Genomic DNA, 25,896 nt, shown 5'->3' with positions numbered 1-25,896 from the left:
CCGGCCCGGCGCGGACTGGGGCCGGGCACGCCGCGCCGCGACATAGCGCGGACCCCATCTCCCTTTCGGCATGGTTCACACGATGTCGGATGACGGAAACCTGAGGCGACTCGTGACTCGCCAGTGCCTCAGGACGGGAGTGGACGTGCCTGTGTTCAAGGGGAGAGGACGCATCGCAGCGATGGTCGCCGTCGCGGCGCTGTTGTTCTCCGGCACCGGGGCCGCCGACGGCGCCGAGGAATCGTACGGTCGTCCGGGCGACTGGCCGACCTGGCAGGGGGACCGCACCGGTTCCCGGCACAACGCGGCGGAGTGGCGGATCAATGCGCACACCGCGGGCAAGCTGAACCTGAAGTGGGCGTTCGCCTATTCCAAGACCGGCTTCCCGGCGAAGAGCCAGCCCGCCGTGGTCGACGGTTCGATCTACTTCGGCAGTCCCGATGGGAAGTTCCATGCCCTGAACGCCAAGTCCGGTGCCACGGAGTGGAGTTTCGACCTGAACACGGTCGATCCGAACGGCGTGGTCATCGACGGCCCGACGGTCGCGCGGGGCAAGGTCTTCTTCGGCGACAACCGGGGCTTCCTGTACGCACTCGACCGCAGGACCGGGCGAGTCGCCTGGGCCGCGAACACCGAACCGCACGCGGCCGGAATGCACACCAGTTCGCCCGTCTACCACAACGGGCGCATCTACGTCGGCGCGTCCAGTGGCGAGAACATCAACCCGGATCGCAACTATCCGTGCTGCACCTTCCGGGGCCACATCGACGCCTTCGACGCGGACACCGGCGAACTCGCCTGGCGCCACTACACGGTGCCCGAACCCCAGGCGGTCGGTACCTGGCCCAGCGGGGCGACCCGCTTCGAGCCGTCCGGCGCGGGCGTGTGGAGTTCGCCGATCATCGATCCGCGCACCGACACCCTGTACGTCGGCACCGGCCAGCTCTACTCCGGCACCACCGGCGACTTCGACTCGCTGCTCGCGCTCGACGCGCGCTCGGGCGCGGTGCGTTGGAAGCAGCAGGTGACCAAGGCCGACACCTGGCGACTGTTGTGCGGTTTCCCGGACAACGACGGGTACTGCCCGGGGCAACGGGACGGCACCGCACTGGACTTCGACATCGGCGCGACCCCGAACCTGTTCAGGGTCAACGGGCGCACCATGGTCGGCGTCGGCCAGAAGAGCGGCGTCTACCACGCGTTCGACGCGCGCACCGGCGAGGTCAAGTGGCGCCGGCAACTGTCCGTGCCGATGCCCGGCGGCGGGCTCTCCGGGCTGCAGTGGGGGAGCAGCTACGACGGCAAGTCCCTGTACATGGCCACCTATCAGGCCAATCCCGGCACACTGTTCGCCTTGAACCCGGCCAACGGCGACGTGCGATGGCAGACGCCCAATCCGGCCGACGGCTGCACCACGGGCGGCGCCGCGAAGTTCCCCAACGTATGCCGACTCGCGCATACCCCGGCCGTCAGCAGCACCCACGGGCTCGTGTACGAGGGAAGCAACGACGGCAAGATGCGGATCTACGACGCTCGTGACGGCAAGGTCCTGTGGACCTTCGACACCATTCGCGACTTCGCCGGGGTCAACGGCCTCACCGGATTCGGCAGCGCGATCTCGGGCAACGGCGGCGCGGTGATCGCCGACGGCATGTTGTACGTCCAGTCCGGTTACTACCCCGGCTATCCGAGCGAGCACGGCACCGTGTTGCTCGCCTTCGGGCTGTGAGCCGCGCCATGCGGCGTCCACGCTTTTCCCGCGCGGCGCCGGTGTGCGCCCTGGCCGTCGTATTGATCGCCACCACCACCGCGGCGGCCGGGAAGCCGCAGGGGACCGATCCGGCGGCGGATACCACCGAGGTCACGGTCACCGAGGGCACCAACCTCGCCGTGGCGGCGGCCCCCGGAAACGGTCCGTTCGTCCTCGATCTCCAGGGGCAACTGTTCTCGCTGCCCCGCGAGGGCGGCACCGCGACGCCGATCGCCGACAAGCTGCTCGACCCGTTCCGGCCCGCAATGTCGCCGGACGGCCGGCGCGTGGCGGTGCAGTCCTTCGCCGACGGCATGTTCCACATCCGGATCGTCGGAGTCGACGGCCACGGCTCGCGGCAGCTCACCTTCGGCGACCACGACGACCTGCATCCCGCGTGGTCCCCGGACGGCACCCGGATCGCGTTCGTGTCCGACCGCGCCGGCGGGCAGGACATCTGGACCGTGGACAGGCGCGGCGGCGAACCGCGCCGGGTCACCACCACGCCGACCCAGGAGACCCAGCCCACCTGGTCGCCGGACGGTCGCGCCATCGCCTACGTCCAGGGCAACACGGTGGAGAGCGTCGACCTGGAGACCGGGACCGTACGCACCGTGGTCCCGGCCGCCGGCACGTCGTTCGTCACCGCGCCGTCCTGGTCCCCGGACGGGCGCCGGATCTCGTTCGTGCGAAACGACCGCTCCGGCGGCACATTGTCCGTCGCCGAGATCGAGACCGGCGCGATCCGCCGAGTGGGCGGGTACGACGACGTGTTCCCCTTCCCGGCCCAGTGGTTGTCCGCCGACGAACTGGCCTACGGCGCCAACGGCCGGCTCGCGGTCTCGCACCTCGGCGCCGAGACGGACGGGACCACGACCGCCGGCGCCGGGGCCGATCGCAGCGCCGGGGCCGACCGCACCGTGCCGTTCTCCGCGACCTTCCGACTGAAGCGGCCCCACTACCCGCCCAAGAAGCACGACTTCGACTCCCGCGCGCCGCGCACCGTGCGCGGCATCGTCGGCCCGGCGTTGTCCCCCGACGGCCGCTCGGTGGTGTTCAAGGCGCTCAACGACCTGTGGCTGCTGCCCATCGGCGGCCGGCCCCGACGGCTGACCCAGGACGCCTTCTACGAGGTCGACCCGGCCTGGTCGCGGGACGGGACCCGCATCGCCTACGCGTCCGACAAGGCCGGCACCGAGGACCTGTACGTACTCGACCTCGCCGACGGTCGGGAAAGCCGGGTCACCAGCCTGCCCGGCACCGAGTTCGCTCCCGCCTGGTCCCCCGACGGCCACACCCTGGCCTTCCAGGACGAGGTCTACCGCACCCTGACCGTGGACACGACCACCGGCGCGGTCACCCCCGTGCCGGCCCCGGCCCTGCCGAACGTGCCCGGTCGCCCGAGCTGGTCGGCGGACGGCAGGACCCTGGCGCTCACCGTCAACGACGCCGAACGCAACCGGATCATGCTCGCCGACGTCTCGTCGGGCGCCACCCGCATCGTCGACCCCGCCCCGCTCGGCTCGATCACCACCCGAGGCGACGACGGCCCGGTCTGGTCCCCGGACGGGCGCCGACTCGCCTTCACCATGGACGGCGCGATCCACGTGCTGCCGGTCGACCCGGCGGGCAATCCCACGGGCCCGGCCCGCCGCGTCACCCGGGACGGCGGCGACGCGCCGAGCTGGAGCGGCGACTCGCAAACGCTGCTGTACCTGCACAACGGCACACTGCGCACCACGACCCTGGACGCCGGCACCGCCGCCCCGGCGGATGCCGCCGACGCCGCGGGCCGTACCCGCGACATCCCCGTGCAACTCACCTACACCCGTGACCAACCCGATACCCGCATGGTGATCCATGCCGGCCGGCTCTGGGACGGCCGCAGCCCGGACGTGCGTACCGACGTCGACATCGTGGTGGTGGACAACCGGATCCGTGCCGTCGAACCCCATCGTGCGCATCGCCCCGGCAAGGACTGGCGGTTCGTCGACGCGAGCACGCTCACCGTCACCCCCGGCCTCACCGACATGCACAACCATCAGGAGATGCGCTCGAAGTCCTTCGGCGACCGCCAGGGCCGGCTGCTGCTGTCCTACGGCATCACCACCACCCGCTCGACCGGCGACCCCGCCTACCGCGCGCTGGAGGACCGCGAGTCGCTGGACTCCGGCGCCCGGCTCGGACCGAGGTTCTTCGCGACCGGCGAGATGCTCGAAGGCACCCGATTCAACTGGGAGTTCGCCCGCCCGGTACGCGACGAACGGCAACTCGACCTGGAACTGTCCCGGGTGCGGGCGCTCGACTACGACCTGGTCAAGACCTACGAACGATTCCGGGTGGACTGGCAGGCCAGGGTCACCGAGCAGGCACACCGCCTGGGCATCCCGACCACCTCGCACTACCTCTACCCCGCCGTCGGGATCGGCGTCGACATGAAGGAGCACCTGGCCGCACCGTCCAAGTGGGGGTTCGGGTTCGCCCGGGAATCCTCCCTCGGCAACGTCTACGAGGACGTCGTCAAGCTGGAGGCAGCCGGTGGGATGCCGGTCAGCTCCACGCTGTTCAGCTCCGGTTCGCTGCTCGCCGACGACCCGGGCATCGAGCAGGACCCGCGCGTGCGGGCGCTGTACCCCGCGTTGGAGCGCCAGGCGTTGCACGCCAAGGTGTTGTGCGCGCTGGGCCGGGGACCGTGCGGGTTCCTGGACGGCACACCGGAGCAGGCGCGCCGCGATGTCGGTGTGGCCAAACGGCTGATCGCCGCCGGCGGTACGGTACTTGCCGGCACCGACGCGCCGCTCGATTCCACCGCCGTCGCGCTGCACCTGAACCTGCGGGCCATGGTCACGTACGGCATGACCCCGTTCCAGGCGCTGCAGAGCGCGACCCTGCTGCCCGCGCAACAGCTCGGCGTGGCCGACGACCTGGGCAGCGTCGAACCGGGCAAGCTCGCCGATCTCGCGATCACCGGCGGTGACCCGTCCCACGACATCGCCGCCTTGGCGGACATCCGCATGGTGGTGAAGAACGGCGAAGTGCACACCCCCGAGGACCTGATCCGCCCCTTCGCGGATCCGGCCCGCCCGTGATCCACCGCCATCGAGCCGGTCAGATCGGCTGGATGGCGCGAATCTGCCGTTGTGGAAAGCGCGTTCGTGTTTTCGACCCGGATCGGGCGCCGGGAATCGTGTGTCAGTCCCGAAGCCGGCGGTGGAACAGGGGGAGTGCCGCGGCGAATGCGGCGGCGGCGCACAGGGCCGCCGCCGCGAACGCCGTCGCGATGCCATGCGTCAGGACGTGTTCGGGGCTGCCGTCCGAGGACCCGCCGCGGGTCGCGGCACCGAACACGGTCACCCACACGGCGAGGCCGAGTGTGCCCCCGATCCACTGCATGGTCTGGAGCAGACCCGACGCGGCCCCGGACTCGCGCGGGTCGACGCCGGACATCCCGTAGGTGTTCATCGTCGGCATCGCCGCGCCGATCCCGATGCCGATCGCCAACAGCGGCCCCAGCACACCGCCGACATAGGTGTCGTGCTCGTCGAGCCGCCCGAGCCACGCCAACCCCGTGGCCACCAGCGCCAATCCGAGCACGGCGGGCCATGCGGTGCCGACTCGGCGCACCAGTGCCGGGGACAGGCGCGCGACGGTGAACTGGGCGACCATCAGCGGCAGGAACGCCAGGCCCGCCCGGACCGGGCCGAAGCCGCGCACGTCCTGGAAGTACTGCGCCAGCAGGAACAACACGCTGAACATCGCGGCTCCCGCCGCCGTGATCGTGGGTAGTACGCGCGCCAGCGTGCCACGGGTGGCCAGGCGCAGCGGAGTGAGCGGTTCGGCGGCACGCCTCTCGACGCACACGAACACGATCAACAATACGGCGGCGGCGATCAGCGACCCGATCGTGCGGGCGTCGCGCCACTCGTGCGCGGCGGCGCGGATGAACGCGTAGACCAGGGCGCCCATTCCGGCCGTCGCGGTCAGCGCGCCCGCGACGTCGAACCGTCGTGGCCGATCGGTTCGGGCCCGCACCGGCTCGGTGATCAACCGCGCCGCGAGCCCGATCATCAGCGCGCCCAGGGGCACATTGATCAGGAACACCCAGCGCCACGAGGCGAGATCGGTGATCACGCCGCCCAGGACGAGCCCGACGGAGGCGCCGCCGCCCAGGACGGCGGAGTACCAGGAGATGGCCCGGGCGCGAGCATGGCCGTCGAACGTGCTGACGATCAGGGCCATGGTGCTCGGGCCCGCGAGCGCGCCGCCGAGGCCCTGGAGGACACGCGCGGTGATCAGCCACCAGGCCCACGGGGCGCAGCCGGCGAGTAGAGAGGCGCCGGTGAACACGGTTGCGCCGGCGAGGAAGGCGCGTTTGCGGCCGAACACGTCGCCGAGCCGTCCGGCGAGCAGCAGGGAGCCGCCGAAGGCCAGGGTGTAGGCGTTGAGCACCCACGACACGGACGTGCGCGACATGTCGAGGGCGCCGCCCATGCGCGGGAGCGCGAGGTTGACCACCGTGACGTCGATGCCGATCAGCAGCATGAATCCGGTGACGACGGCCAGTACGAGCCCGGGTCGGGGCGCGGGCGGCGCGGATTCGTGGGGCGGTTGCCCGGTGGTGGGCGCGGTGGCGGACGTGGACATGGTGATTCCCCCGAAGTGTGGTCGCGGATGCGGGCATGCCAATGGGCACGGCATGCCGGCGCGGGCGTGGGGTGACGGCGCGCACGAGCGCAACGCCGTATTAGAGACGTTGGCGTCTCTAGTGACACGACGAGATTAGGAGACTCTTTGGTCTCTTACAAGTCTTCGGCGATAATCGGTGCACGACTTGAGAGAGGTGATCCGCCTTGGCCTCCGCTCCCGACCGCCCGGGTACCCACGAGCCGACCGGTCACGACGCCCCGCCCGTGCGGCGGCGTGGCCGGGCGCTCGAACAGGCCATCTACCAGGCGGTGTTCGACCAGCTCCTCGAGGTCGGCTACGCGGGCCTGACCATGGACGGCGTGGCGGCGGCGGCCGGGACCGGCAAGGCGCCGCTGTACCGCCGCTGGTCGGACAAGCAGGCGCTGCTGTCCGACGCCCTCCGCGATCGGCTCCCGAACGCCGACGACGTCGAGATCGTCGGGGATCTGCGCTGCGACCTGCTGGCGGTGCTGCGGTTCATGTTCAGCGCCTGTACGGTGACCGGCGATCCGGCGCTGCAACTGGCCAAGGCGGAGGCCGACGCCACCCACGACGTGGTCCGCGCGCGGGTATCCGCGCCGGCCCGACAAATGATGCTCGACGTGCTCCGGGCCGGCGAGGCCCGCGGCGAGGTGCGGCCGGGCGCGGCGACCCCGCTGATCGCCCGGGTCGGCATCGCGGTCGTCGTGTACCAGAACCTCACGGGCCGGGACGGTCTCGACGACGCGTTCATCGAACAGGTCGTCGACGAGGTTCTGCTTCCGCTGGTCCGCAACCCCGACGGCCCGGCGCCGGGGTAGGACGGGCGAGGTCGCCGAGAGCGGGGCGCCTTCCGGCGTGGGCCGGCCACCCTTCGGGCGCGGCAACGGGTACGGACGTCCCGGGGGGCGTCCGTACCCGTGCGGTGCCGAATCGTTGTGCGTTTCGTTCGGCGGTGTCAGGTCGGGGTCAGGGCTTGCTCACTCCCAGGGTGTAGCTGCCCGAGCCGCTGTAGGCGAGCACGATGTAGCGGTAACGACCGGCGGTTCCGTTGTAGGAGATCGTCTCGTCCGCTTCCGGAGTGGTGCCTTCGGCCACCGTGTTCCACGTGGAGCCGTTCCACTTCTGGAGGGTGAGGTCGAAGTCGGCGCCGGCCGGTCCGGTCAGGCAACCGGTGTGCGTGCCGGACGTGGTGGTCTCGTAGTACGAGTTGTCGGGCTGGATCGCCTGGGCACCCGACGCGAGGGTGCCGGAGTAGGTGTTCTGTGCCCCGGCACAGCCCGTCGGCGGGTTGCCGCCGCCCGTGGCCAGGGTCAGACCGTAGGTCTGGAGGATTTCGTTGACCGGCTGGTGGTAGGTCTCGCCGCCGGACGAGCAGTTGCCGGACCCGCCCGAGGTGACGCCCTGGGCCTGGCTGCCGGAGATGAACGACCCACCGGAGTCGCCCGGTTCGGCGCATACGTTGGTGCGGGTGAGGCCGGTGACGGTGCCCTGCGGGTAGGTCACGGACGTGTTGTGCTGTTGGATCGTGCCACAGTGCCAACCGGTCGTGGAGCCGGAGCGGCAGATGGAGGATCCGGCCGGCGACTGGGTGGACCCGGCCACCGGCACCGTGCCGGGATAGCGGTTGACCAGCGCGCGCGGGGTCCAGTTGGCGTTCGTGGCCACCCACGCGTAGTCGTTGCCGGGGAAGGACGATCCCTGGAACGTACCCTGCGCCGCGCCGTTGCCGGTGGTCGTGGAACCGGCCCGGCCGCAGTGTCCGGCGGTGACGAAGCCGCCCTGGGTGCCGCGGGTGATCGGGAATCCGATGGAGCAGCGGGTGTTGCCGTTGATGTTGTACGCGTCGCCGCCGCGCAGATCGGCCAGTACGCGCGGCTGTACGGCGGAGGGCAGGATCTCGACCGCGGCGGCCTCGACTCCGCTGTCCGCGACGAACGCGCGGGTGCGGGCGGGGTCGTGGGACTGGATCACAACCTTGTTGGTCGCGACGTCGACGTACCACAGCGGTGTGTCGGCAGGGGCCCGACGCCGTGCGGAGCGGTCGAGTGCCTCGCGGACCCGATCGAGGTCGGCGAGCGAGTGCGGAACCACGCGCGCGGTGGCGCCGTTGGCCTCGATGGCTCGCACGTCGTGTCGGTCGGTGGTGGCGATCACGAACTGCGCGGTGTCGCCGCTCAGCCAGGCTCCGGCCCAGTGCGCGCCGAGGCGTTGGCGCAGGAGCGGTTCCTGGACGGCGGCCCGATATTCGTTCGCCAGGCGGGATGTGGCGACATCCGGAGTGAGACCGAGGTCGCGTTGGAGGGCCTCGACGATGCCTTCGGGGGCGGCGGGGGCGGGCCCGACGGGGACGACGAGGGCGTCGTCGCCGGAGGAGGGGGGAGTCGGGTCGGCGGTTGCGGTTGCGGTGCCGCCTAGGGACAGGACAGTGAGCAAAGCGGCACAGGACGCGGCCGCGACATGCTTGAGACGCATGGGGACTCCTGTCGAGGGGGACGACAGAAACGTATCTGCGAGCGACGTGACGAGGTACCTGTCAATCGACCCCTAACACGGTGATATGGACGGGCTGTTGCGCTGATGGGCCGGGGTCAGTTCGCCGTTCCGTAGCCCTCGTGGTCGGTGAGCCAGTCGGCATAGTCCGGGGCCTCGCGGACCGCCGCCGCGTGTGCGGCACGGGCCTGTTCGGTCACCAGGGACGCGGTGCGCGCGGCGGGGGCGTGCGGATGCCAGCCGATCAGGTGCCGCCACGAGAGCGGCGTGCCGGCCAGCGCCACCCGGGCGATGCCCGGCGTCGGCGGCATTGTCGCCCGACACAGGCCGACGGCACGGCCGACCTGGCTGAGGTACACGCACGCGGCCACGTCCGTCTCGTAGACCGCCCGCGGGGTGAAGCCCGCCCGCGCGCACGCGGTGAAGAAGCAGTCCTCGAAGCACCCTTCGCCGGGAACGGCGGCCCAGCTGTCGTCGGCGAACGCGGCGAGATCCACCTCTCGCTCGCCGGCGAGCCGGTGGTCGTGCGCGAGCATCAGGAAGACCGGATCCGTGCCCACCTCGCGCCACGCCAGCCCCCCGCCGTACGCCGGGCGGCTCTCGCCGCACGCGCCGAGCAGTACGTAGTCCAGTCGCCCGGTTGCCACCATGGCGGTCAACTCCCGGTTGGACCACGACATGTGTGTGCTCACCGTGTCGGCGCGATGTTCCTCGGCGAGTCGGTCGACCAGACCGCCGAACAGCGGTCCGTGCGTGCCGCCGAGGCGAAATCTGGGTGTCGCCCCCGCCCGATTGGCGAACCGTACGGCTTCCTCCTGGAGTTCCCGGGCAGCGGGTAACAACATTCGGGCCCGGTCCAGCACCAGTTCGCCGAGCGGAGTCAACGTGACCCCTTCGCGGCCGCGCTCGAACAGCGCGCCGCCCAACGCCTTTTCGATCCGTTTGAGTTGCGTACTCAGTGCCGGCTGAGCCAGGCCCAGCACGGCGGACGCGCGGGTCAGACTGCCCGCATCGGCGATGGCCCGAATGGTGCGCAGATGGCGTAGTTCCATGTCCATGCCCGGCAAGGTACGGCCGACCGGCGACGGCGAACAAGATGCCGCCCGGTCGACCGCGCCCTGGTCACCAACCGCGTTTGCAGGCTTCGATGTTCGTGCGCAGGGTCGCGCCGATCGGGGTCAACGTCTCGGGGACGAAGTCGGCCGTCGCGGAGGCGGGAGCGCCGAGCAGTTCCCAGGGGGCGGTCGCATCGAACGTGTCGGCGGGTGCGGAGGTGCCCTTGGCGGCCGTCACCCACGCCTTGTGGGCCATCGGCGCCTGCGCGCCCAGGAGCAGGTCGATCACGAACAGGCCCTCGGCGCACGTGATTTGGGGAGCGACGTGGTGCTTCCAGTGGTAGGGCGGGTGCATGCCGCCGCCGCTGGGCGCCACCACCCAGCGTTTGCACAGGTGCAACCGGGCCCAGTCCGGGTGAGTGTTCTCGAACCATTCGCAGACGGCGTGCGCGAGGAATTCACAGCCGTCCTGCGTCGCGCTCCGCGGGACGACCAGCGCGCCCGTGAGTGCGCGCCACACCGCGGTCAGTTCGGCGAGGGTCGGTGCCGGGGTCGCGGGTGCCGCGAGCTTGGCCGCCTTCGCGTCGCACAGCACGATCACGTCGGGGACGAGGGCCGCCCGGGAGTGGAGCCAGGTCCGCACCTGGCCGATGCACATGGTGCTTTTGGCCAGGGGCAGGTCGTTGCCGAGTACGAGCGCGGTTTGACGAAACGTCAGGAGAGGGGTGTCGGGGGTCACTCCGCCGAAGTTGTCCATACGGTCCTCGATGGCCTCCGTGAGCTGCCCCGGCGTCATATGGGCGATCGCCGTCGGACCCAGTTCCGTGAACTGCACATCGGGGAGCGGCGAGGAGCCTTTCTTCGGCTCGGCCACGGGAGCCGGGGTGCGCGGTTTGGGCTTGGTCGAGGCTTCCGCCTTGGCCCGTTCGGCCCGGACTTGCGTTTGCCGCCGCTTTTCCTCCTCGGCCTCGGCGCGCCTTTGCTCCATCTCTTGCGCGAGGAGGAAGTTGGCGGGCCTGGTGAAGCGGTGGGGCTGGGGTTGGGGTGTGGGGCCCGGTACGGGTTGGACCTCCGGTGGGGCCGCTGGGTGAGGCGGGGGTGCCGGTACGTCTGCCGCCGGCGTGTCCGCCGCGGGTGCGGGAACCGTGGTGTGTGCGTCGGTTCGGACGCGCTTGGTGTCGTCGTCCGGGCCTCGCTCGCCCTGCGACGCTTCGACGCCCTGACTGCTCGGATTCTTCAGATCGCGATCGCGCTTCATGGATCATCCCCCCGGAAGTCCGTCCACCCTGAGGCCCAGCGTAGCGACCGGCATGTCGGCCGACACGGAAACCGCGATTCCGCTCGGCCGTGTTCGGATCGGCCCGGTCCGATGACGGATGGCCGGATGGCCGGATCCAGGTGCATGCGAGGTACTTTCCAGTGGTGCGTCCTCCGGGGATCCCGTTGATTGTCCTCCGCGGGCGTGGGGTCGGAACTTCCAGGCATGGGAGCGGAGTTACCGGGTAGCCGAGGAACGCAGACCCGCGCTTCCGGTTACGCGAAGACAGGACACCCATGTCGACTCCCTTGATTCTCGGGCGCCGCGCGGAACTTCCCACCGAGCAGCATCGGTCGCGGTTGCCCGAACACCACTACGACCCGATCGCATGCGTCAACGTCGTCGCCGACGGCAGACTCCTCATCGACGCTGCGGCCCCCCGCCTGATCGCCGAGTACACCCGAACCCAGGAGCCCTCCGGCCTCAAGCAGGACGACTGAGCCGAACCCCACGCCCCGCCACACCCGCGCGCCGGAGCTGGATCCGGGCGGGGGCGGCGGGGCGTATCACTGTGCGATGGTGTGTCCGTGTGCGGTCAGGTGAGGGTGATCAGGTCGAGGTAGGTGTCGCTCCACAGGTCCTCGTCCGCGTCGGGGAGCAGCAGGACGCGGTCGGGGCGCAGGGCGTCGATGGCGGACGGGTCGTGGGTGACCATCACGATCGCGCCCGGGTAGGTGCCGATCGCGGCCAGGACCTCGGTGCGGGACGCGGGGTCGAGGTTGTTGGTGGGTTCGTCGAGGAGCAGGACATTGGTGCCGGAGTGGACCAGTCCGGCCAGGGCCAGGCGGGTCTTCTCCCCGCCCGAGAGGACTCCGGCGGGCTTGTCGGCGTTGTCTGCGGGAAACAGGAACGCGCCCAGTACGTGCCGCACTTCGCCGTCGGTCAGGTGTGGGGCCGCGGCGGCGAGGTTGGCCCGGACCGTGCGGGTGGTGTCGAGGGTGTCGTGTTCCTGGGCGAAGTAGCCGAGGCGTAGGCCGTGTCCGGATACCACCCGGCCCACGTCCGGTTGTTCGTGGCCGGCCAGGATGCGCAGCAGCGTGGTCTTGCCCGCGCCGTTGGGTCCGAGGATCACCAGGCGGCTGCCGCGGTCGACGGCCAGATCCACGCCGTTCAGGACCCGGTGTTCGCCGTAGGACTTGGTGAGGCTGACGGCGCCGAGTGGTATGCGGCCGCACGGGGCGGGTTCGGGCAGCCGGATGTGCGCGGTCTTCTCCGTCGGCCGGGTGGGTTCCAGTGCGGCGAGCATCCGGTCGGCACGCCGCGCCATGCTCCTGGCGGTGACGGCGGTGGCCGCGCGCGCCTTCATCCGGTCCGCCTGGGCGTGCAGGGACGCGGCCTTGCGCTCGGCGTTCGACCGTTCCCGGGCGCGACGGCGCCGGTCCGCCTCGCGCTGGGTCAGGTGGGTCGCCCAGTCGGTGTTGTGGATGTCGATCGTCGCGCGCTGCGGGTCGAGGTGGAAGACGCGGTTGACCACGGCGGCCAGGAGATCGGTGTCGTGACTGATGATCACCAGGCCGCCCCGCCGGCCCCGCAGGAAGGTGCGCAGCCAGGTGATCGAATCGGTGTCGAGGTGGTTGGTCGGCTCGTCCAGGAGGAGGGTGCCCTCGGCGCCCGCGAACAGGATGCGGGCCAGTTCGACGCGGCGGCGCTGTCCGCCGGAGAGCGCGCCGATCGGCTCGCCCAATATCCGTTCGGGCAGGCCGAGTCCGGCCGCCACCCGGGCGGCCTCGGCCTCGGCGGCGTAGCCCCCACCGGCCTGGAAGGCGGCCTCGGCGCGGTCGTAGGCGCGCATCGCCCGCTCCAGCGCGGCGGGCCCGTCGGCATCGGCCATCGCGACCTCGGCCCCGCGCAGCGTGCGCAGCGCTCGATCGAGGTCGCGGGCGGACAGTATCCGGTCGGTGACGGTGATGCCGGGATCGGCGGCGCGGGAGTCCTGCGCGAGGAAGCCGACCGGGCCGGTGTGCGTGATCGTCCCGGCGGCGGGGCGTGAGCGGCCGGCGAGGGCGGTCGCGAGGGTGGTCTTGCCCGCGCCGTTGCGGCCGACCAGGCCGATGCGGTCGCCGGGGGAGACGGTGAAGGAGATGTCGGAGAGCAGCAGGCGGGCGCCCGCGCGCAGCTCGACACCGCGAACGGTGATCATGAAGTAACGCTCCGAAAAAGCAAAAGGACACACTTCTGACGCGGAAGTGAGTCCTTCGCTAGGAAATTCGGGGCGTAGACATGTCACCACCGTAGCCGACACCGCGGGACTGCCCCAGCCATTAACCCGAAGGCTCGGGCAGACGCCTCACCGTCGTGGACGTGCGTGTCAACCCGCCTGCACCGAGGGATGCGCCGCCGTCGGGCCTATCGGTGTCGTGATCGGCGCGGATCGGTCGTATTCCGTGGCCGGGTAGACCTGCGTCGCGCTCGCCGACGTCGCGCCGATCAGAACGAGCAGGGGAGTGGTGGCCAGGGCGAGCGCGAAGGCGATGCGGGGTGACTTCACGAGTGATCGACCCTTTCGAGATGACGCACCGGGCGGGTGGTCGCGATTTCGATGCGTCAACAGTGCCGGCCTCCGCCATGGCGGCGTAACCCGCGAAAGTTGGTGATGGTGATCCGAAGGGTGCAGATCCCTACGCGGCTGCGCCCGGGCCCGGTAGGGGGTCGATGTTGGTTGCGTGCATGGGGTTCCCGCAGTGGGTGCAACGTAGTTCGGCGGTGCTGATTTCGCCGCACGTGTGGTGGCGGTACAGCACCGGTGGGCCCGCCTCGCCCGCGAGCCATTTGTCGCCCCAGCCGGTCATGACCATGAGCAGGTCGACCAACTCGGTGCCCTTCTCGGTCAGAACGTATTCGTAGCGCGGTCGCCGGTCGTAGGGGCGCCGCTCCAGTACACCGTGTTCGACCAGGTGGTTCAGCCGCTCCGTCAGGACCTTGCGGGAGATCCCGAGGTCGGCCTGAAGCTGTTCGAAGCGGGTGAGCCCGACCCATACGTCGCGCAGCACCAGCGGCGACCAGGGCTCGCCGATGACATCGAGGGTTCGGGCGATCGAGCACGCCATTTTGCTGAAGTCCGTCCGCTGCATGAGAGCAGTCTAGCAATCGGAGTTCCCTGAAGGAACTTGAGCTGCTACGGTTTCAGCGTCTCCTGAAGGAACTCCAGAGAGGGATGCCGAAGATGAGCAAGGTCATCAGCAGCCACGCGGTGTCGGTCGACGGCTACATCACCGGTCGCGAGCCCGGCCCGGGGCGCGGGCTCGGTGCCGGGGCGATGCTCTTCGACTGGTACTTCGACGGCGAAACGCCCAGCCGGGTGTTCGACGGCTTCCGGCAGAGCGAGCCGAGCGCGCGGGTCTTCGACGCCCTCGCCGGGCGGATCGGCGCGGTCGTGGCCGGGCGCAACACCTACGAGGACTCCGACCACTTCGGCGGCGGCAGCCCCCACCCGGCGGCCCGGCTGTTCGTCCTCAGCCACCGCCCCGCGCCGGAGATCACCGAGCGGCAGACCCTGATCGCCACCGGAATCGCCGACGCGATCGCCGCGGCCCGCGAGGCCGCCGGCGACAAGGACGTCGCGCTCATGGGCGGCGGCGTCCTGGCCGAGGGGTTGACGGCGGGGCTCGTCGACGAGGTGATCCTCCATCAGGTGCCGGTCCTGCTCGGTGAAGGCCGGCCGTTCTTCCGGGAGTTGCCCGAACACGTGCGCCTGCGTCTGGTCGATGCCGTCCCGGCGCCCGGCGTCACCCACCTCCACTACGCGGTGGAGCGGTGACCCCCGCCGCCGACCCGATCGCACCGCTCGCCGACCACGAGCACGACCACGAGTACGAGTACGAACACGAGAAGCCCAACCGGAACCGACCCGAGGAGACCACCGCCATGCTCGACCCCGAAGTGCGCCGCGTACTCGACGGAACCCCGATCGCCCACCTCGCCACCGTCCTCCCGGACGGCGCCCCGCATTCGGTCCCCGTGTGGATCGGTACGCACGGCGACCACATCGTGATTTTGACCGGCCCGGACAGCCGCAAGGCCCGAAACCTGCGCCGCGACCCCCGAGTCGCGCTGTCCCTGACGCCGGACGACGACCCGTTCCGCCCGATCGCCATCCGCGGCCGGGTCGTCGAATGGCTCGACGGCGACGCGGGCTGGGCGGTGGTCGACCGCGTGGCCGCCAAGTACATCGGTCGGCCGTACTCGCGAGACCAACGGCGTGTCGTCGCGATCATCGAGGCGGAGCGGCAGGCGGTGGGGATGTCGTGACCGGCAACGGCGGGGGCGCGGGGAGGGCCGTTCGGGGCCGGCGGCCCGTCGTCGTCTCAGCCCCGACCGCGCTCCTCGTACGGGCTGTGCATCGTGAGGTAGCGGATCTCCAAGTCCTGCTCCAGGTAGTCCATCCGGTGCTCCCAGAAATCCTGGAGATGAGGCAGGGCCAGGTGGGCGTCCAGATCCGCTCGGCTGCGCCAAGCCTCGTAGAAGACGAACACGCCCGGCGCGTCGAGGTCTTCGTGGAAGTGGTACTCCAGGCAGCCGGGCTCGCGCCGGGTCGGCTCGACGAACGACAGCAGCAGCCGGCGCAACTCCTCCGCGCGCTCCGGCTTGGGCCTGGCGATACCGACCAGGGTGAATGGCTGTCCCACGGGGGTCCCCTTCTCGAAGGTAAGACGTATCTCGTACCTTGGAGACGTTAGTGATCATGAAGGTACGATGCAAATCGTATCTTCGAGAAGGGTGCGGGCACCCGCGCTACGGCCCCGTGGGCAGATGGATCAGTCCCGCATCGGTGCCGCGGAAGCCGCAGGCATCGAAGTAGAAGCGTCGCAACTCCGGTTCGAAATCGACATGCAGCCACTCGCAGCCCGCCGCGCGTGCCTGCTCCGCCGCGAGGCGGACGACGGCCGTTCCGATGCCGCGATGCTGGTACGAGCCCCGCGTCTTGGTGTCGATCAGGAACGCGTGGTCCTCGCCATCCCATGCCACGTTCACGAAGCCGACCAGGAGTCCCGCGCCGTCACGGGCGCTCACCCAGCCGAGGCTGTGCGGCTCGATCCGGCTCCACCAGCCGGCAACGGCATTGCCCCCGTGTGATCGGACGAGGTCGACCATCTCGTCGTCGGTGATGGGATCGCGCCAGGCGTAGGAGATCGTTTCGCTCATCCCGACAGCATCGCCAACCCGAGCCTTCGCGCAACCGCTTTTGATCCCGGGTCTGCTCGACGCGATCCCTGCCGACAACGGCCCCGTCGGGAGGGGTCAGATGCAGGTGAGCCTCGGTGCCGCCCAGTCGGCGTGGTCGTGGTCGATGCCGTTGCCGCCGTCGGTGACGGCGAGGGTCAGTGTTCGGCCCCCGGTCAGGTCGGCGGTGAGTGTTTTGGCCCCGTCCGACGTGGTCAGTACCCCGCTGTCCGCGACCTTCGTCTCGTCCCGGTAGATCCGAAAGACGACCGCCCCGGTCGAGGTGCTTTCGTCGTCGACGCCGACGTCCACGGTCAGGCCGGTGCAGCGGGCGCCGAGGTGGTAGGTGATGGTGCCTACGGCGTGTGCGCCGAGGCCCTTGGCGTAGACGGTGCCGTTGATGGTCAGTGCCCTGCCGTCGCCGGCCGCCCGCTCACCGTTGCTGCGGTCCTTCTCCACCGGCCCCCAACCGTTGAGCATGCCCGTCCAGGGGAGGTCGGACAGGTGGGAGGTGCCGGCGGGCGGAAGTGGGGCCGGGCCGGGGGTGATTCGGTACGCGACCGTGCCGTGGGCGGGTACGGAGGCGCCGAACGTGCCGGTGGTGTTCGTGGAAGCGACCTTGGTCCACAGGTCCTTCAGCCGGTACGGCCCGCGGTTGGCGATGCCCAGCGCGTCCGCGGTGGTGGAGATCGTGGCGGTACTTCCCGTCTCATTGGTCAGCGAGACGGCCCGGTCGCCGTTGGCCAACTCCTTGACCATGACCACCAGGCCGGAGTTGTTCGCGACCACGGTGCCCTGCCTGCCCAGGGGGTCCTGGTCGACGGCGATCACGTCGGCATTGGAGAGGATCGAGAGGGTTTCCGCGCTCGCCTTGCGCAGATCGGTCCCGATCAGCAGGGGCGCGGACATCATCGACCAGAGGGTGAAGTGGGTGCGGTACTCGGTCGCGGTCATGCCGCCGTTGCCGACTTCCAGCATGTCCGGGTCGTTCCAGTGACCGGGGCCGGCGTACGGGGCGAGCGGCTGGTTGCGGTGGGCGATGCCGATCATCGAGGACCAGTTGTCCGAGATGTCGCCCGTGGTGCGCCACAGGTGAGCGATCGGGGCGGCCCACTCCCAGACCTTGTTCTGGCCCCAGTCGCAGATGGAGTAGACGATGGGTCGGCCGGTGGCGCGCAGGGCGTCGGCCATGTCGGTGTAGCGCTTTCTCGCGTCCACGCCCTGGTTGTTGCAGTTGTCGTACTTGAGGTAGTCGACGCCGAAGGAGGCGAACAGGTTCGCGTCCTGGCGCTCGTGGTCGAGGCCGCCGGGGAATCCGGCGGTGTTGCAGGTCTTGGTGCCGGCGCTGCTGTAGATGCCGAACTTGAGGCCCTTGCCGTGTACGTAGTCGGCGACGGCCTTGATGCCGTGCGGGAAGCGCACCGGATCGGCGACCAGGTTGCCCGCCGCGTCCCGGGCGGGCAGGGCCCAGCAGTCGTCGAGGTTGACGTATTGGTAGCCGGCGGCTTTGAGTCCCTTGGACACGAACAGGTCGGCGATGCTCTTGACCATGGCCTCGTCGAACTCGGCCCGGCAGTGGGTCGAGTTCCAGTTGTTGAATCCCATCGGGGGGACGACGGCCTGGCCGTCGGGCGCGGCGGCGGCCGACGGGGCGGCGACGACGGAGACGCCGGCCAGTGCGGCCGTGCCCACCATCGGGGCCAGCAGTGGCAGTGCGGTGAGGGTGGCCGCGAGGCGGCGGATGAGGGTGGTTCGTACCTTGTGCACGGACGGCTCCAGTGCTCGGGGATTCGAGAGAGCGCAGGTGCGGAATGGTGCGTTGGTACGTGCGGATTCGTGCGGATTCCTTCGGTCGTGCGGTCGTGCGGTCGTGCGGTCACGCGGTGATGCGGTCGAATGGCCGGGCCGAGGGCGCGCCGAGTGAACGGCGCAACTACCGGGCGCCGACGGGAAGTTCCTACGTCGGCAGCCCCACCGCCCGTTCCCCGTTGCGGCGTTGTTGAATGACGACGGCGACGACGAGGAGGGCGCCCTGCGCGACGTTTTGCCAGAACGAGTTGACGCCGACGACGTTGAGGCCGTTCTCCAGCGCGCCGAGGAGGAAGACGGCCAGGAGTGTGCCGCCGACGCCGCCCTTGCCGCCCTTGAGGGCGCAACCACCCAGTGCGGCCGCCGTGATGGCCTTGAGCTCCAGGCCCTCACTGCCGGACGTGGGCTGGCCGGATCCGGTGCGCGCGGTCAGGATGACGCCGGCGATCGCCGCGACGACGCCGACGAGGGCGTACACGGACACCAGATACTTGTTGATGTTGATGCCCGCGAGGCGCGCGGCGGTGTCGTTGCCGCCGATCGCGTAGATGTTGCGGCCGATGTCGGTGTACTTGAGCAGGACGTGCACGGCGATGGCGACCACCGCCAACGTCCAGATCTGGACGGACAGTCCGAGGATCTTGCCGCGCGCGACGAAGATGAAGAAGTCGTCGCCGAGCACGTAGCCCTGGGCCCGGCCGCCCGCGAGGAGTTGGGCGACACCCTTGTACGCGGCGAGGGTGGCGAGAGTGGCGATGACGGGGTTGACCCGGCCGTACACGATGACGATCCCGTTGACCACGCCCGCCGCGATGCCGACCCCGATCGCGGCGAGGATGCCCAGGGCGGCGTTGCCGTCGGTGGAGGTGAAGGCCATCGCGCTGACGACGGAGGCGATGCCGGCCTGCGAGCCGACGGAGATGTCGAGCGCGCCGCAGATGATGACCACGGTCTGGACCACGGCGAGCAGACCGGTGACCGCGACCGTGTCGCCGATGACGGTCATGTTGGCCCGGGTCAGATAGCCGTCGTCGAGCCAGGTGAACGTGCCGACGACGACGATGAGCGCGCCGATGAGGCTGGTGTTCTGTGCGCCGACGGCGCCGGCGACCCGGCGGGGCAGCGCGCGGGCATGGGCGCCGCCGGTGGATGTGGCGGGCATCGGCGGCGGCGCGTCGGTCGTGGTGGTCATGTCGGGTTCCCCTGGGTAGGTTCGGCGAGGTCGAATGCCATGGCGAGGGCGAGGACGGCCTCCTCGTCGGCGTCGGCGCGGTCGAGTTCGCCGGTGATCCTGCCGTTTTGCATCACGACGATGCGGTCCGCGAGGCCGAGTACCTCGGGCAGTTCGGAGGAGATGACGAGGATGGCGACGCCGGCCGCGGCCAACTCGTCGATCAGGCGGTAGATTTCGGCCTTGGCGCCGATGTCGATGCCGCGTGTGGGCTCGTCCAGGATCAGGATCTCGGGCCGGCGGGCGAGCCAGCGGGCGAGTACGACCTTCTGCTGGTTGCCGCCGGACAGTTTGCGTACCTCGTGGTCGAGGGACGGGGTTCGTATTTCGAGGCGGTCGACGAACTCCCGGGCGAGGCGCCGTTCGCGGCGCGCGCCGACGAAGCGGAAGCGGCGCAGCCGGTCGAGGACCGCGACGCCGATGTTGTAGCGAACCGAGCCGGTCAGGAACAGTGCCTGCGCCTTGCGCTCCTCGGGTGCGTAGCCGATGCCCGCGCGCACCGCGTCGCGGGGCATGCGCAGGCGCAGCGGCCGGCCGTCGACGCGTATCTCGCCGGAGCGGATCGGCACGTCGCCGACCAGTGCGGCGGCGAGTTCGGATCGACCGGCGCCGACCAGCCCGGCCAGGGCGACGACTTCGCCCTCGCGGACGTCGAGGTGTATGTGCGACACGTCGTCGGTACCGACGTCGCGCACCTCCAGGACGACCCGGTCGCGTGCACTGCGGTTGCGGGCGAACAGCGCCGACAGGTCGCGTCCGACCATCAGGCGTACCACCTCGCCCTCGTCGGTGCGTGCGGCGTCGCGGATGCCGGCCAACTCGCCGTCGCGCAGGACCGCGACGCGGTCGGCGAGGCGGAAGATCTCCTGCATGCGGTGCGAGACGTAGACGATGGCCAACCCCCGGTCGCGCAGGCGCCGAATGAGGCCGAAGAGCGTTTCCACCTCGTGTTCGGACAGCGACGAGGTCGGCTCGTCGAAGGCCAGCACGGCGGCCTCGGTGGTGAGGGCGCGCAGGATCTCGACGAGTTGGCGCTGCGCGGGGGACAGCCGCGAGCCGAGGGTTTCGGGGGCGATGGCGTGTGCGAATCCCAGGCGTTCCAGGTCGGAGCGCATACGCCGGTACAGGGTGGCGCGGTCGAGGAGGCGGCCCGGTTTGCGGGGCAGCGCGCCGATGTAGACGTTCTCCGCGACGCTGACGTGCGGGACGATCTCGGGTTCCTGGGGGATGACGCGGATGCCGTGCCGGCGGGCGTCGGCGGGGCTGTGCAGTACGCGAGGGATGCCGGCGACGAGGACCCGGCCGCGGCCGGGTCGATGGTCGCCGTTGATGATTTTGATGAGGGTGGACTTGCCGGCGCCGTTCTCCCCCATGAGCGCGGTGACGGTGCCGCGGGGGAAGTCCAGCGTGATGCCCCGCAGGGCGTGGACTCCGGCGAAGTCCTTGTGGATGTCCTCGACGGCGAGCGCTGGGCCCGGGAGGTCGGGGGATGGGTTCTTCGTCATGGCTGGACCTCGAGGGCGTCTCGGGAGGTCGCGGCGGCCCGTGGGGGGCGCCGGGTCGCCGCGACCCGGTCAGGGGCGACGACGGGCGGGACGGCGCGGTTGCATGTCGGGCCCGCTCACGTGCACTTGAGGCCGGATTGTTGCCAGTCGGCGGGGTCGACCATCTTCGTCGTCGCGAACGCCTCGGCGGGGAAGGGTTTTCCGTTTTTGAGCCGATCGACCATGGTCTGTACGGCGAGGCCGCCGACCTCGTAGCCGTTGATGAACAGCGCGGCCTTCATCCCGCTCGGCTTGCCGGAACCCCAGTCCTTGCACGCCAGATAGCCGCCCAGTCCCACGCCGATCACGTCGGCGGCGCCGTAGCCGCCGTTTTGCAGCGCGGTGACCGCGCCGGTGACGTTCTCGTCGTTGCAGCCCCACACGATCCAGTGCTTCACCGAGCGATTGCCGCTCATCGTGGCCGCCGTCTTGTTCTGCGCGTCGGGAGGGGTGTTGTCGGTGCCGACCTTGAGCACCTTGATGTCCGCGCCGGTCGCCTGCTTGAAGGCTTCACGGGCGGCGTCGACCCGGTCGGTGCACACGGTCACGTCCTGTTTCCAGGTGGCGATGATCGCGGTGTCGGCGGGATTCCAGCCCGACTTCTTGAATTCGTCGGCGGCGCGCCCGCCCACCTGGGTGCCCATCTGGGGGCCGCTGAAGCCCACGCGCGAGACGAGTTTGTCCTTGGCGCACTTGGTCGGGTCGGGGCCGGTGAGGCAGATCTGGTCGTCGGACGCGAGCAGGGGCGCGCCGCCCTTGCCGGCGATGTCGACGACCTGCGGTCCCACGGCGGGATCGGGCACGACGATCACGACGCCGTTGTATTTCTGGGCAATTGCCGCCTGGACCTCGCTGACAGCCTTGTTGGTGTCGTTGCCGAGGTTGACGACCTTGAGATCGACGCCGAGTTCCTTGGCCTTGGCGCGGGCGCCGTCCGCTTCGTCGACGAAGTACTGCTGGTCGCCCTGCTTTTGCAGATAAGCGATCTTGATCGTGCCGGATAACGAAGCCGGCGGGCCCGAAGGCGAGCCGGAGCCGGCGTTGTCGTCCTTGCCGGACGAACATGCGGTGAGCGTCGCGGCGAATGCGAACGCCGCCACCATCGCGGCCGCCCGCCGGGTGCGTCTGCGGTGCGTCATGATCAGCCCCTGTGAAGGTCGGCGGCCTGCGAGGACCGCGGGGGAGTGCCGTGACCTGCGGAAGAGCGGGATGTGCTGGTAATGGAAACGTCGATCTTGAAATCGAACACGGTATGCGCCGTATTCACTCGTAACGCGACTCACATATCTAGCAGTTCAAACATTAACCAACAAGCCCCGATTTGGTAAAACTCCTGCCGGGAGCGCTCCTCACGTGCGGGAATGGCCGTGCGCACGCGAGTATTTCCCGATGCCGAAGTCGGGTGTGATAAACGAACACTGCTATGTTGGAAATTGTTGGATATCCAGGGGCGGGAGGATCGGGGATGCTGGCACGGCAGCGACAAAACACGATCTTGGAGATGATCGCCGATCAGGGATCCGTCCGGGTCGCCACGCTGGTGCGGAAATTCGGCGTCTCGGACATGACGATTCGACGCGACCTCGAGGTGCTGGCCGGGCAGGGACTGATCGCCAAGGTGCACGGCGGCGCGACCTCGCGGGACGGCAGCTCGACCGAGGAACCGGGGTTCGTACGCAAGTCCGGACTCCAGGCCGCGGAGAAGGAGGCGATCGCCCGCCGCGCCGCCGCCATGGTCGCGCCCAACAGCGCCATCGCGCTGTCCGCGGGGACGACGACCTGGACGCTGGCCCGGCAACTCGTCGACGTCCCCGGACTGACCGTGGTCACCAACTCGATTCCGGTCGCGGACGTCTTCCACCAATCGGGCCGCTCCGACCAGACCGTGGTGATCGTGGGTGGCGTACGTACACCCTCGGACGCGTTGGTGGGCCCGGTCGCGGTCGCGGCCCTGCGCAGCCTCAACGTCGACATGCTCATGCTGGGTGTACACGGCATCAGCCCGCGCGTCGGATTCACCACGCCCAACCTCCTGGAGGCGGAGACGAATCACGCCCTCGTACGCGCGGCCCGCCGCCTGGTCGTGGTCGCCGACCACACCAAGTGGGGCCTGATCGGGATCAGTACGATCGCCCAACTCGGCGACGCCGACACGCTGATCACGGATACGGGTGTGCCCCAGGAGGCGCGCGAGCAACTGGGCGAGCACATCGAGGACCTCGTCGTGGTCGACCCGGTCGAGCCCGCCTCCCCCTGACGGGGCATCACGCGAGCGCTGCCCTATGCGGGGTCGGTGCGCGGTGCCGGAGGCGCGGCCGGGTCCTGCGCCGGGAGCAGGGCGATGCCCGACCTGAGCCGCACGGCGCCCGGCAGATCCAGGCCGCATCGGCGACTGGCGACGACCGCCTCCTGCATGGCCAGCGTGCCGGTGGTCGTACAGGTGCCGCAGCGCAGCGATTCGAGGCGGGCCCGGCGGACGACCGCCAGCATGCCCTCGACGTCGAACGCGACGGTGAGGCGGAGGTCCAGGGTGCCGACCCGGACGCCGTCGACCTTCAGGTCCACGCAGGGACGATGCGTGGACGTGACCCGGTGGGTGGCCAGCGCGACGACCTCCTCCGTGTCCGGTGCGGCCCGAGTACGTCGCGCCGCCGCGACGAGCGCGCCGTGCTTGACCCATCCGGCGGCCAGCAGGTCGACGAGATCCATGCTCAGGAAGCCGTCGACCATCGAGGCGACCTCACGCTCGACGGTCCGGCCGGCATCGTCCGTGAGGCCCCGGGCGCCGCGGCCGAGCATCGCGGCGACCTCGTGGTCGTGAGCCGCGTCGACGAGCGTTTCCGCGGCGGCTTCACCGTCGCCACCGAACAGCAGTTCGCGTACGGATGTGGGAAGCGGCACGGTGTCGGTCATGGATCCACTTCCTTGATGGTCTGTTCCCCGGGGTCCGAGCGCGGTTCCAGCCGCACCGTTCGGCTCGTTCCGCCCGTGTCCGCGACGTCCTGCACCCCGTCGGATACGAGCCCCGATCGCATGACGGCGCGGAAGTGCCGACGTGTCCAGCGTGGTCCGCGCCCCCGGCGGAAGACGCCCACGTAGCCCACGAGGGCCACCACCAGGAACACGCCGGCCGCCACCGTCCCGATCATCCAGCCCGAACTCGCGCCGGCACCGGTGCCCGGCACCGCGGTCGCCGACGACGAAGTACCGGTCGCGGTCGGCCGGGACGAGCCGGGTCCGACACCCGTGCCGACCCCGAAGGAGGCGGAGGCGTCGCCGCCGCCACATCGCGCCGAAACCTTGTGGGCCCCCTTCGACGCGTCCTTCGGAACCACGAGCCGGACGCTGAAGCCGCCCCCCTTCGGGGCCGCCGGCACATCGCGGGCGGCGATCGCGGCACCGTCCCACAGGACGTCGACCCGGGACCCGGGACCACACGCCGGGAAGCCCGACCCGGTGACCGTCACCGTCGTACCGGCGCCACCCGTCGCGGGGGCCAGGACCAGAGCCGGCCGCGATCGGGGGTCGGGGGTGGTCGGGGGCGTGGTCCGGCCGGACGGCGGCGCGCTCTTCGAAGGCGGTGGCGTCGTCGTCCCCTGAGGACGCGGCACCACGGGGGAGGGGCTGTACGGCGGATAGGTGACCGGTGGAGGTGGTGGCGGAGGGGGTGGCGGTGGAGGCGGCGGAGGTGGAGGCGGCGGAGGGGGTGGCGCCGGTGGCGGGTTCGGTGCCACGTGGGCGTGCGCGAAACCCGGCAGCGCCACGACTGCGGCACCGACGCCGAGCAGGGCACCCAACAACCCCGAGACCACGACGACTCGCCTGCTCCGCCCGGTCCCCGGGCGTCGGGTGGGATCCTCGGACTCCTTCACCGCCGATGCCGATCCTTCCGCGTGTCCGCGACCCGAGAGCAGGCTCGCGACTCGATCGGGGCCGTACGAAAGCGCGTTCCGGTACGCGACGCACCGGCGCGACTCCCGTCCAGCCAAACATGGGCCCGCACGCATCGCATCCGGATACGCCGGTATGGCGGAGCGCCGGATCTCTTCGGGTGAGTGGCGGGCGCTCGGGCCTCGATATATGCGATGTTCAAATGTCTGACGTTTGTATGTATGCTCTTTCCATGAAGCGCATCAGTACACCGCGGCGGTCCGCGAGCCTGGCCTCGCAGCTCGTGGACAGCCTTCGTTCGCACATCGAGGCGGGGGGATGGCCCGTGGGCACCCGAATCCCGCCGGAGCAGGCCCTCATGGAGGAGCTGGGGGTCGGCCGCAGCACGCTGCGGGAGGCACTTGGCGCGCTCGTGCACCTGGGCCTGCTGGAAGCCCGGGTCGGGGACGGCACCTACGTCCGCGCGTCGAGTGAGCTCCAGTCGGTCATGGTGCGGCGGGCGGGTTCCGCGCAGCGGGACAACGTGCTCGAACTGCGCACCGTCCTGGAGGAGTACGCCTCGGGAGCCGCCGCGCTGCGCCGCACCGAGGAGCAACTGGGCCAACTCAGGGAGCTGTTGGCCGACGCCGACGCGGCCTGCGCCGGGGCGGACGTGACCGCGGCCGGGAACGTCGACGCGCTGTTCCATCGGGCCGTCGTCCGGGCGAGCGGAAACGACCTGCTGATCGAGGTGTACGACCATCTCGGTACGGCCCTCACCGCCCACCTCGGCGGCTTGTCCTGGGACGCCGCCGGCGCCGAGAAGCACGCGGGACTGCACCGGCGGCTCGTCGACGCGATCGAGGCCCGGGACGAGAGCGGCGCCCGCGACGCGGCGGCGGCGATCGTCGGGCTCACCCGCGACCACGAGGCCGAGGCGTCCCGAACGGCGGAGGCGAGGTGAACCCGCGGTCGTCGACGGCCCGCCCGCTCACCCCCTC

At 70.4% G+C, this 25,896-nt stretch carries 23 protein-coding genes; 8 read left to right on the top strand and 15 right to left on the bottom strand.

The window, feature by feature from the left end; genetic code table 11:
- The first annotated feature begins 145 nt into the window (after positions 1-145).
- A complete protein-coding gene (locus tag ACWGR4_RS36370; RefSeq protein ID WP_452129241.1) occupies positions 146-1,729 on the top strand; it encodes an outer membrane protein assembly factor BamB family protein in 1,584 nt (527 codons plus the stop codon).
- Complete coding sequence (locus ACWGR4_RS36365) at positions 1,726-4,839, top strand: amidohydrolase family protein (RefSeq protein ID WP_452129240.1); 3,114 nt, start codon at positions 1,726-1,728, stop codon at positions 4,837-4,839. Before ACWGR4_RS36370 ends, ACWGR4_RS36365 begins: the two co-directional genes overlap by 4 nt.
- 103 nt (positions 4,840-4,942) lie before the next feature.
- Here ACWGR4_RS36365 and ACWGR4_RS36360 read toward each other — a convergent pair whose 3' ends face one another.
- Positions 4,943-6,394: an MFS transporter gene (locus tag ACWGR4_RS36360; protein ID WP_452129239.1), complete on the bottom strand. Its 1,452-nt coding sequence runs from the start codon at positions 6,392-6,394 to the stop codon at positions 4,943-4,945.
- A gap of 206 nt (positions 6,395-6,600) precedes the next feature.
- Here ACWGR4_RS36360 and ACWGR4_RS36355 point away from each other — a divergent pair, with 206 nt between their 5' ends.
- A complete protein-coding gene (locus ACWGR4_RS36355; RefSeq protein WP_452129238.1) occupies positions 6,601-7,236 on the top strand; it encodes a TetR/AcrR family transcriptional regulator in 636 nt (211 codons plus the stop codon).
- Between the two features lie 148 nt (positions 7,237-7,384).
- On the opposite strand, the gene ACWGR4_RS36350 is transcribed toward ACWGR4_RS36355, so the two are convergent.
- The 3 genes from ACWGR4_RS36350 to ACWGR4_RS36340 all read right to left on the bottom strand — a co-directional run bounded on the left by ACWGR4_RS36350 (position 7,385) and on the right by ACWGR4_RS36340 (position 10,951).
- Positions 7,385-8,890, bottom strand: a complete 1,506-nt coding sequence (locus ACWGR4_RS36350) for a S1 family peptidase (RefSeq protein ID WP_452129237.1) — start codon at positions 8,888-8,890, stop codon at positions 7,385-7,387.
- Between the two features lie 116 nt (positions 8,891-9,006).
- Positions 9,007-9,966: a LysR family transcriptional regulator gene (locus ACWGR4_RS36345; RefSeq protein WP_380002211.1), complete on the bottom strand. Its 960-nt coding sequence runs from the start codon at positions 9,964-9,966 to the stop codon at positions 9,007-9,009.
- A gap of 64 nt (positions 9,967-10,030) precedes the next feature.
- Positions 10,031-10,951, bottom strand: a complete 921-nt coding sequence (locus tag ACWGR4_RS36340; RefSeq protein ID WP_452129236.1) for a protein-glutamine glutaminase family protein — start codon at positions 10,949-10,951, stop codon at positions 10,031-10,033.
- A gap of 566 nt (positions 10,952-11,517) precedes the next feature.
- Between ACWGR4_RS36340 and ACWGR4_RS36335 the strand changes: the two genes are divergently transcribed.
- Positions 11,518-11,721 (top strand): hypothetical protein, encoded by a 204-nt coding sequence (locus tag ACWGR4_RS36335; protein ID WP_380002209.1) that lies wholly within the window; start codon positions 11,518-11,520, stop codon positions 11,719-11,721.
- Between the two features lie 95 nt (positions 11,722-11,816).
- On the opposite strand, the gene ACWGR4_RS36330 is transcribed toward ACWGR4_RS36335, so the two are convergent.
- From ACWGR4_RS36330 to ACWGR4_RS36320, 3 genes are all read right to left on the bottom strand, one after another.
- Positions 11,817-13,421, bottom strand: coding sequence for an ABC-F family ATP-binding cassette domain-containing protein (locus ACWGR4_RS36330; RefSeq protein WP_452129235.1), 1,605 nt, complete (start codon positions 13,419-13,421; stop codon positions 11,817-11,819).
- Between the two features lie 168 nt (positions 13,422-13,589).
- The gene (locus ACWGR4_RS36325; RefSeq protein WP_380002207.1) at positions 13,590-13,769 is read right to left on the bottom strand and encodes a hypothetical protein; all 180 of its coding nucleotides are present in this window, start codon (positions 13,767-13,769) and stop codon (positions 13,590-13,592) included.
- Positions 13,770-13,899: 130 nt separating this feature from the next.
- A complete protein-coding gene (locus tag ACWGR4_RS36320; RefSeq protein ID WP_380002206.1) occupies positions 13,900-14,352 on the bottom strand; it encodes a winged helix-turn-helix transcriptional regulator in 453 nt (150 codons plus the stop codon).
- A 92-nt stretch (positions 14,353-14,444) separates the two neighbouring features.
- Between ACWGR4_RS36320 and ACWGR4_RS36315 the strand changes: the two genes are divergently transcribed.
- Positions 14,445-15,038 carry a dihydrofolate reductase family protein gene (locus ACWGR4_RS36315; RefSeq protein WP_380002205.1) on the top strand — a complete coding sequence of 198 codons (594 nt, stop codon included), beginning with the start codon at positions 14,445-14,447 and terminating at the stop codon, positions 15,036-15,038.
- Complete coding sequence (locus ACWGR4_RS36310) at positions 15,035-15,529, top strand: PPOX class F420-dependent oxidoreductase (protein ID WP_452129234.1); 495 nt, start codon at positions 15,035-15,037, stop codon at positions 15,527-15,529. The genes ACWGR4_RS36315 and ACWGR4_RS36310 overlap by 4 nt, the downstream gene beginning before the upstream one ends.
- Before the next feature lie 56 nt (positions 15,530-15,585).
- On the opposite strand, the gene ACWGR4_RS36305 is transcribed toward ACWGR4_RS36310, so the two are convergent.
- The 6 genes from ACWGR4_RS36305 to ACWGR4_RS36280 all read right to left on the bottom strand — a co-directional run bounded on the left by ACWGR4_RS36305 (position 15,586) and on the right by ACWGR4_RS36280 (position 22,128).
- A complete protein-coding gene (locus ACWGR4_RS36305) occupies positions 15,586-15,906 on the bottom strand; it encodes a putative quinol monooxygenase (protein WP_380002203.1) in 321 nt (106 codons plus the stop codon).
- A 106-nt stretch (positions 15,907-16,012) separates the two neighbouring features.
- Entirely contained in the window at positions 16,013-16,423 is a 411-nt protein-coding gene (locus ACWGR4_RS36300; protein WP_452129233.1) for a GNAT family N-acetyltransferase, read from the bottom strand.
- 96 nt (positions 16,424-16,519) lie between these two features.
- A complete protein-coding gene (locus ACWGR4_RS36295) occupies positions 16,520-18,136 on the bottom strand; it encodes an NPCBM/NEW2 domain-containing protein (protein WP_452129264.1) in 1,617 nt (538 codons plus the stop codon).
- A gap of 262 nt (positions 18,137-18,398) precedes the next feature.
- Entirely contained in the window at positions 18,399-19,442 is a 1,044-nt protein-coding gene (locus ACWGR4_RS36290; protein ID WP_452129232.1) for an ABC transporter permease, read from the bottom strand.
- Positions 19,439-20,986 (bottom strand): sugar ABC transporter ATP-binding protein, encoded by a 1,548-nt coding sequence (locus ACWGR4_RS36285; protein WP_380002200.1) that lies wholly within the window; start codon positions 20,984-20,986, stop codon positions 19,439-19,441. Before ACWGR4_RS36285 ends, ACWGR4_RS36290 begins: the two co-directional genes overlap by 4 nt.
- Positions 20,987-21,102: 116 nt before the next feature.
- The gene (locus tag ACWGR4_RS36280) at positions 21,103-22,128 is read right to left on the bottom strand and encodes a substrate-binding domain-containing protein (RefSeq protein ID WP_452129231.1); all 1,026 of its coding nucleotides are present in this window, start codon (positions 22,126-22,128) and stop codon (positions 21,103-21,105) included.
- A 398-nt stretch (positions 22,129-22,526) separates the two neighbouring features.
- Here ACWGR4_RS36280 and ACWGR4_RS36275 point away from each other — a divergent pair, with 398 nt between their 5' ends.
- A complete protein-coding gene (locus ACWGR4_RS36275; protein ID WP_380002197.1) occupies positions 22,527-23,282 on the top strand; it encodes a DeoR/GlpR family DNA-binding transcription regulator in 756 nt (251 codons plus the stop codon).
- Between the two features lie 23 nt (positions 23,283-23,305).
- On the opposite strand, the gene ACWGR4_RS36270 is transcribed toward ACWGR4_RS36275, so the two are convergent.
- A complete protein-coding gene (locus tag ACWGR4_RS36270; RefSeq protein WP_380002195.1) occupies positions 23,306-23,938 on the bottom strand; it encodes a hypothetical protein in 633 nt (210 codons plus the stop codon).
- The gene (locus tag ACWGR4_RS36265) at positions 23,935-24,492 is read right to left on the bottom strand and encodes a hypothetical protein (protein ID WP_452129230.1); all 558 of its coding nucleotides are present in this window, start codon (positions 24,490-24,492) and stop codon (positions 23,935-23,937) included. Before ACWGR4_RS36265 ends, ACWGR4_RS36270 begins: the two co-directional genes overlap by 4 nt.
- 656 nt (positions 24,493-25,148) lie before the next feature.
- Between ACWGR4_RS36265 and ACWGR4_RS36260 the strand changes: the two genes are divergently transcribed.
- Complete coding sequence (locus ACWGR4_RS36260) at positions 25,149-25,859, top strand: FadR/GntR family transcriptional regulator (RefSeq protein WP_452129229.1); 711 nt, start codon at positions 25,149-25,151, stop codon at positions 25,857-25,859.
- The last annotated feature ends 37 nt before the right edge of the window (positions 25,860-25,896 follow it).

The sequence above is a fragment of the Embleya sp. NPDC055664 genome, from assembly GCF_053618075.1.
This window is presented reverse-complemented; position numbering and strand designations above follow the sequence as displayed.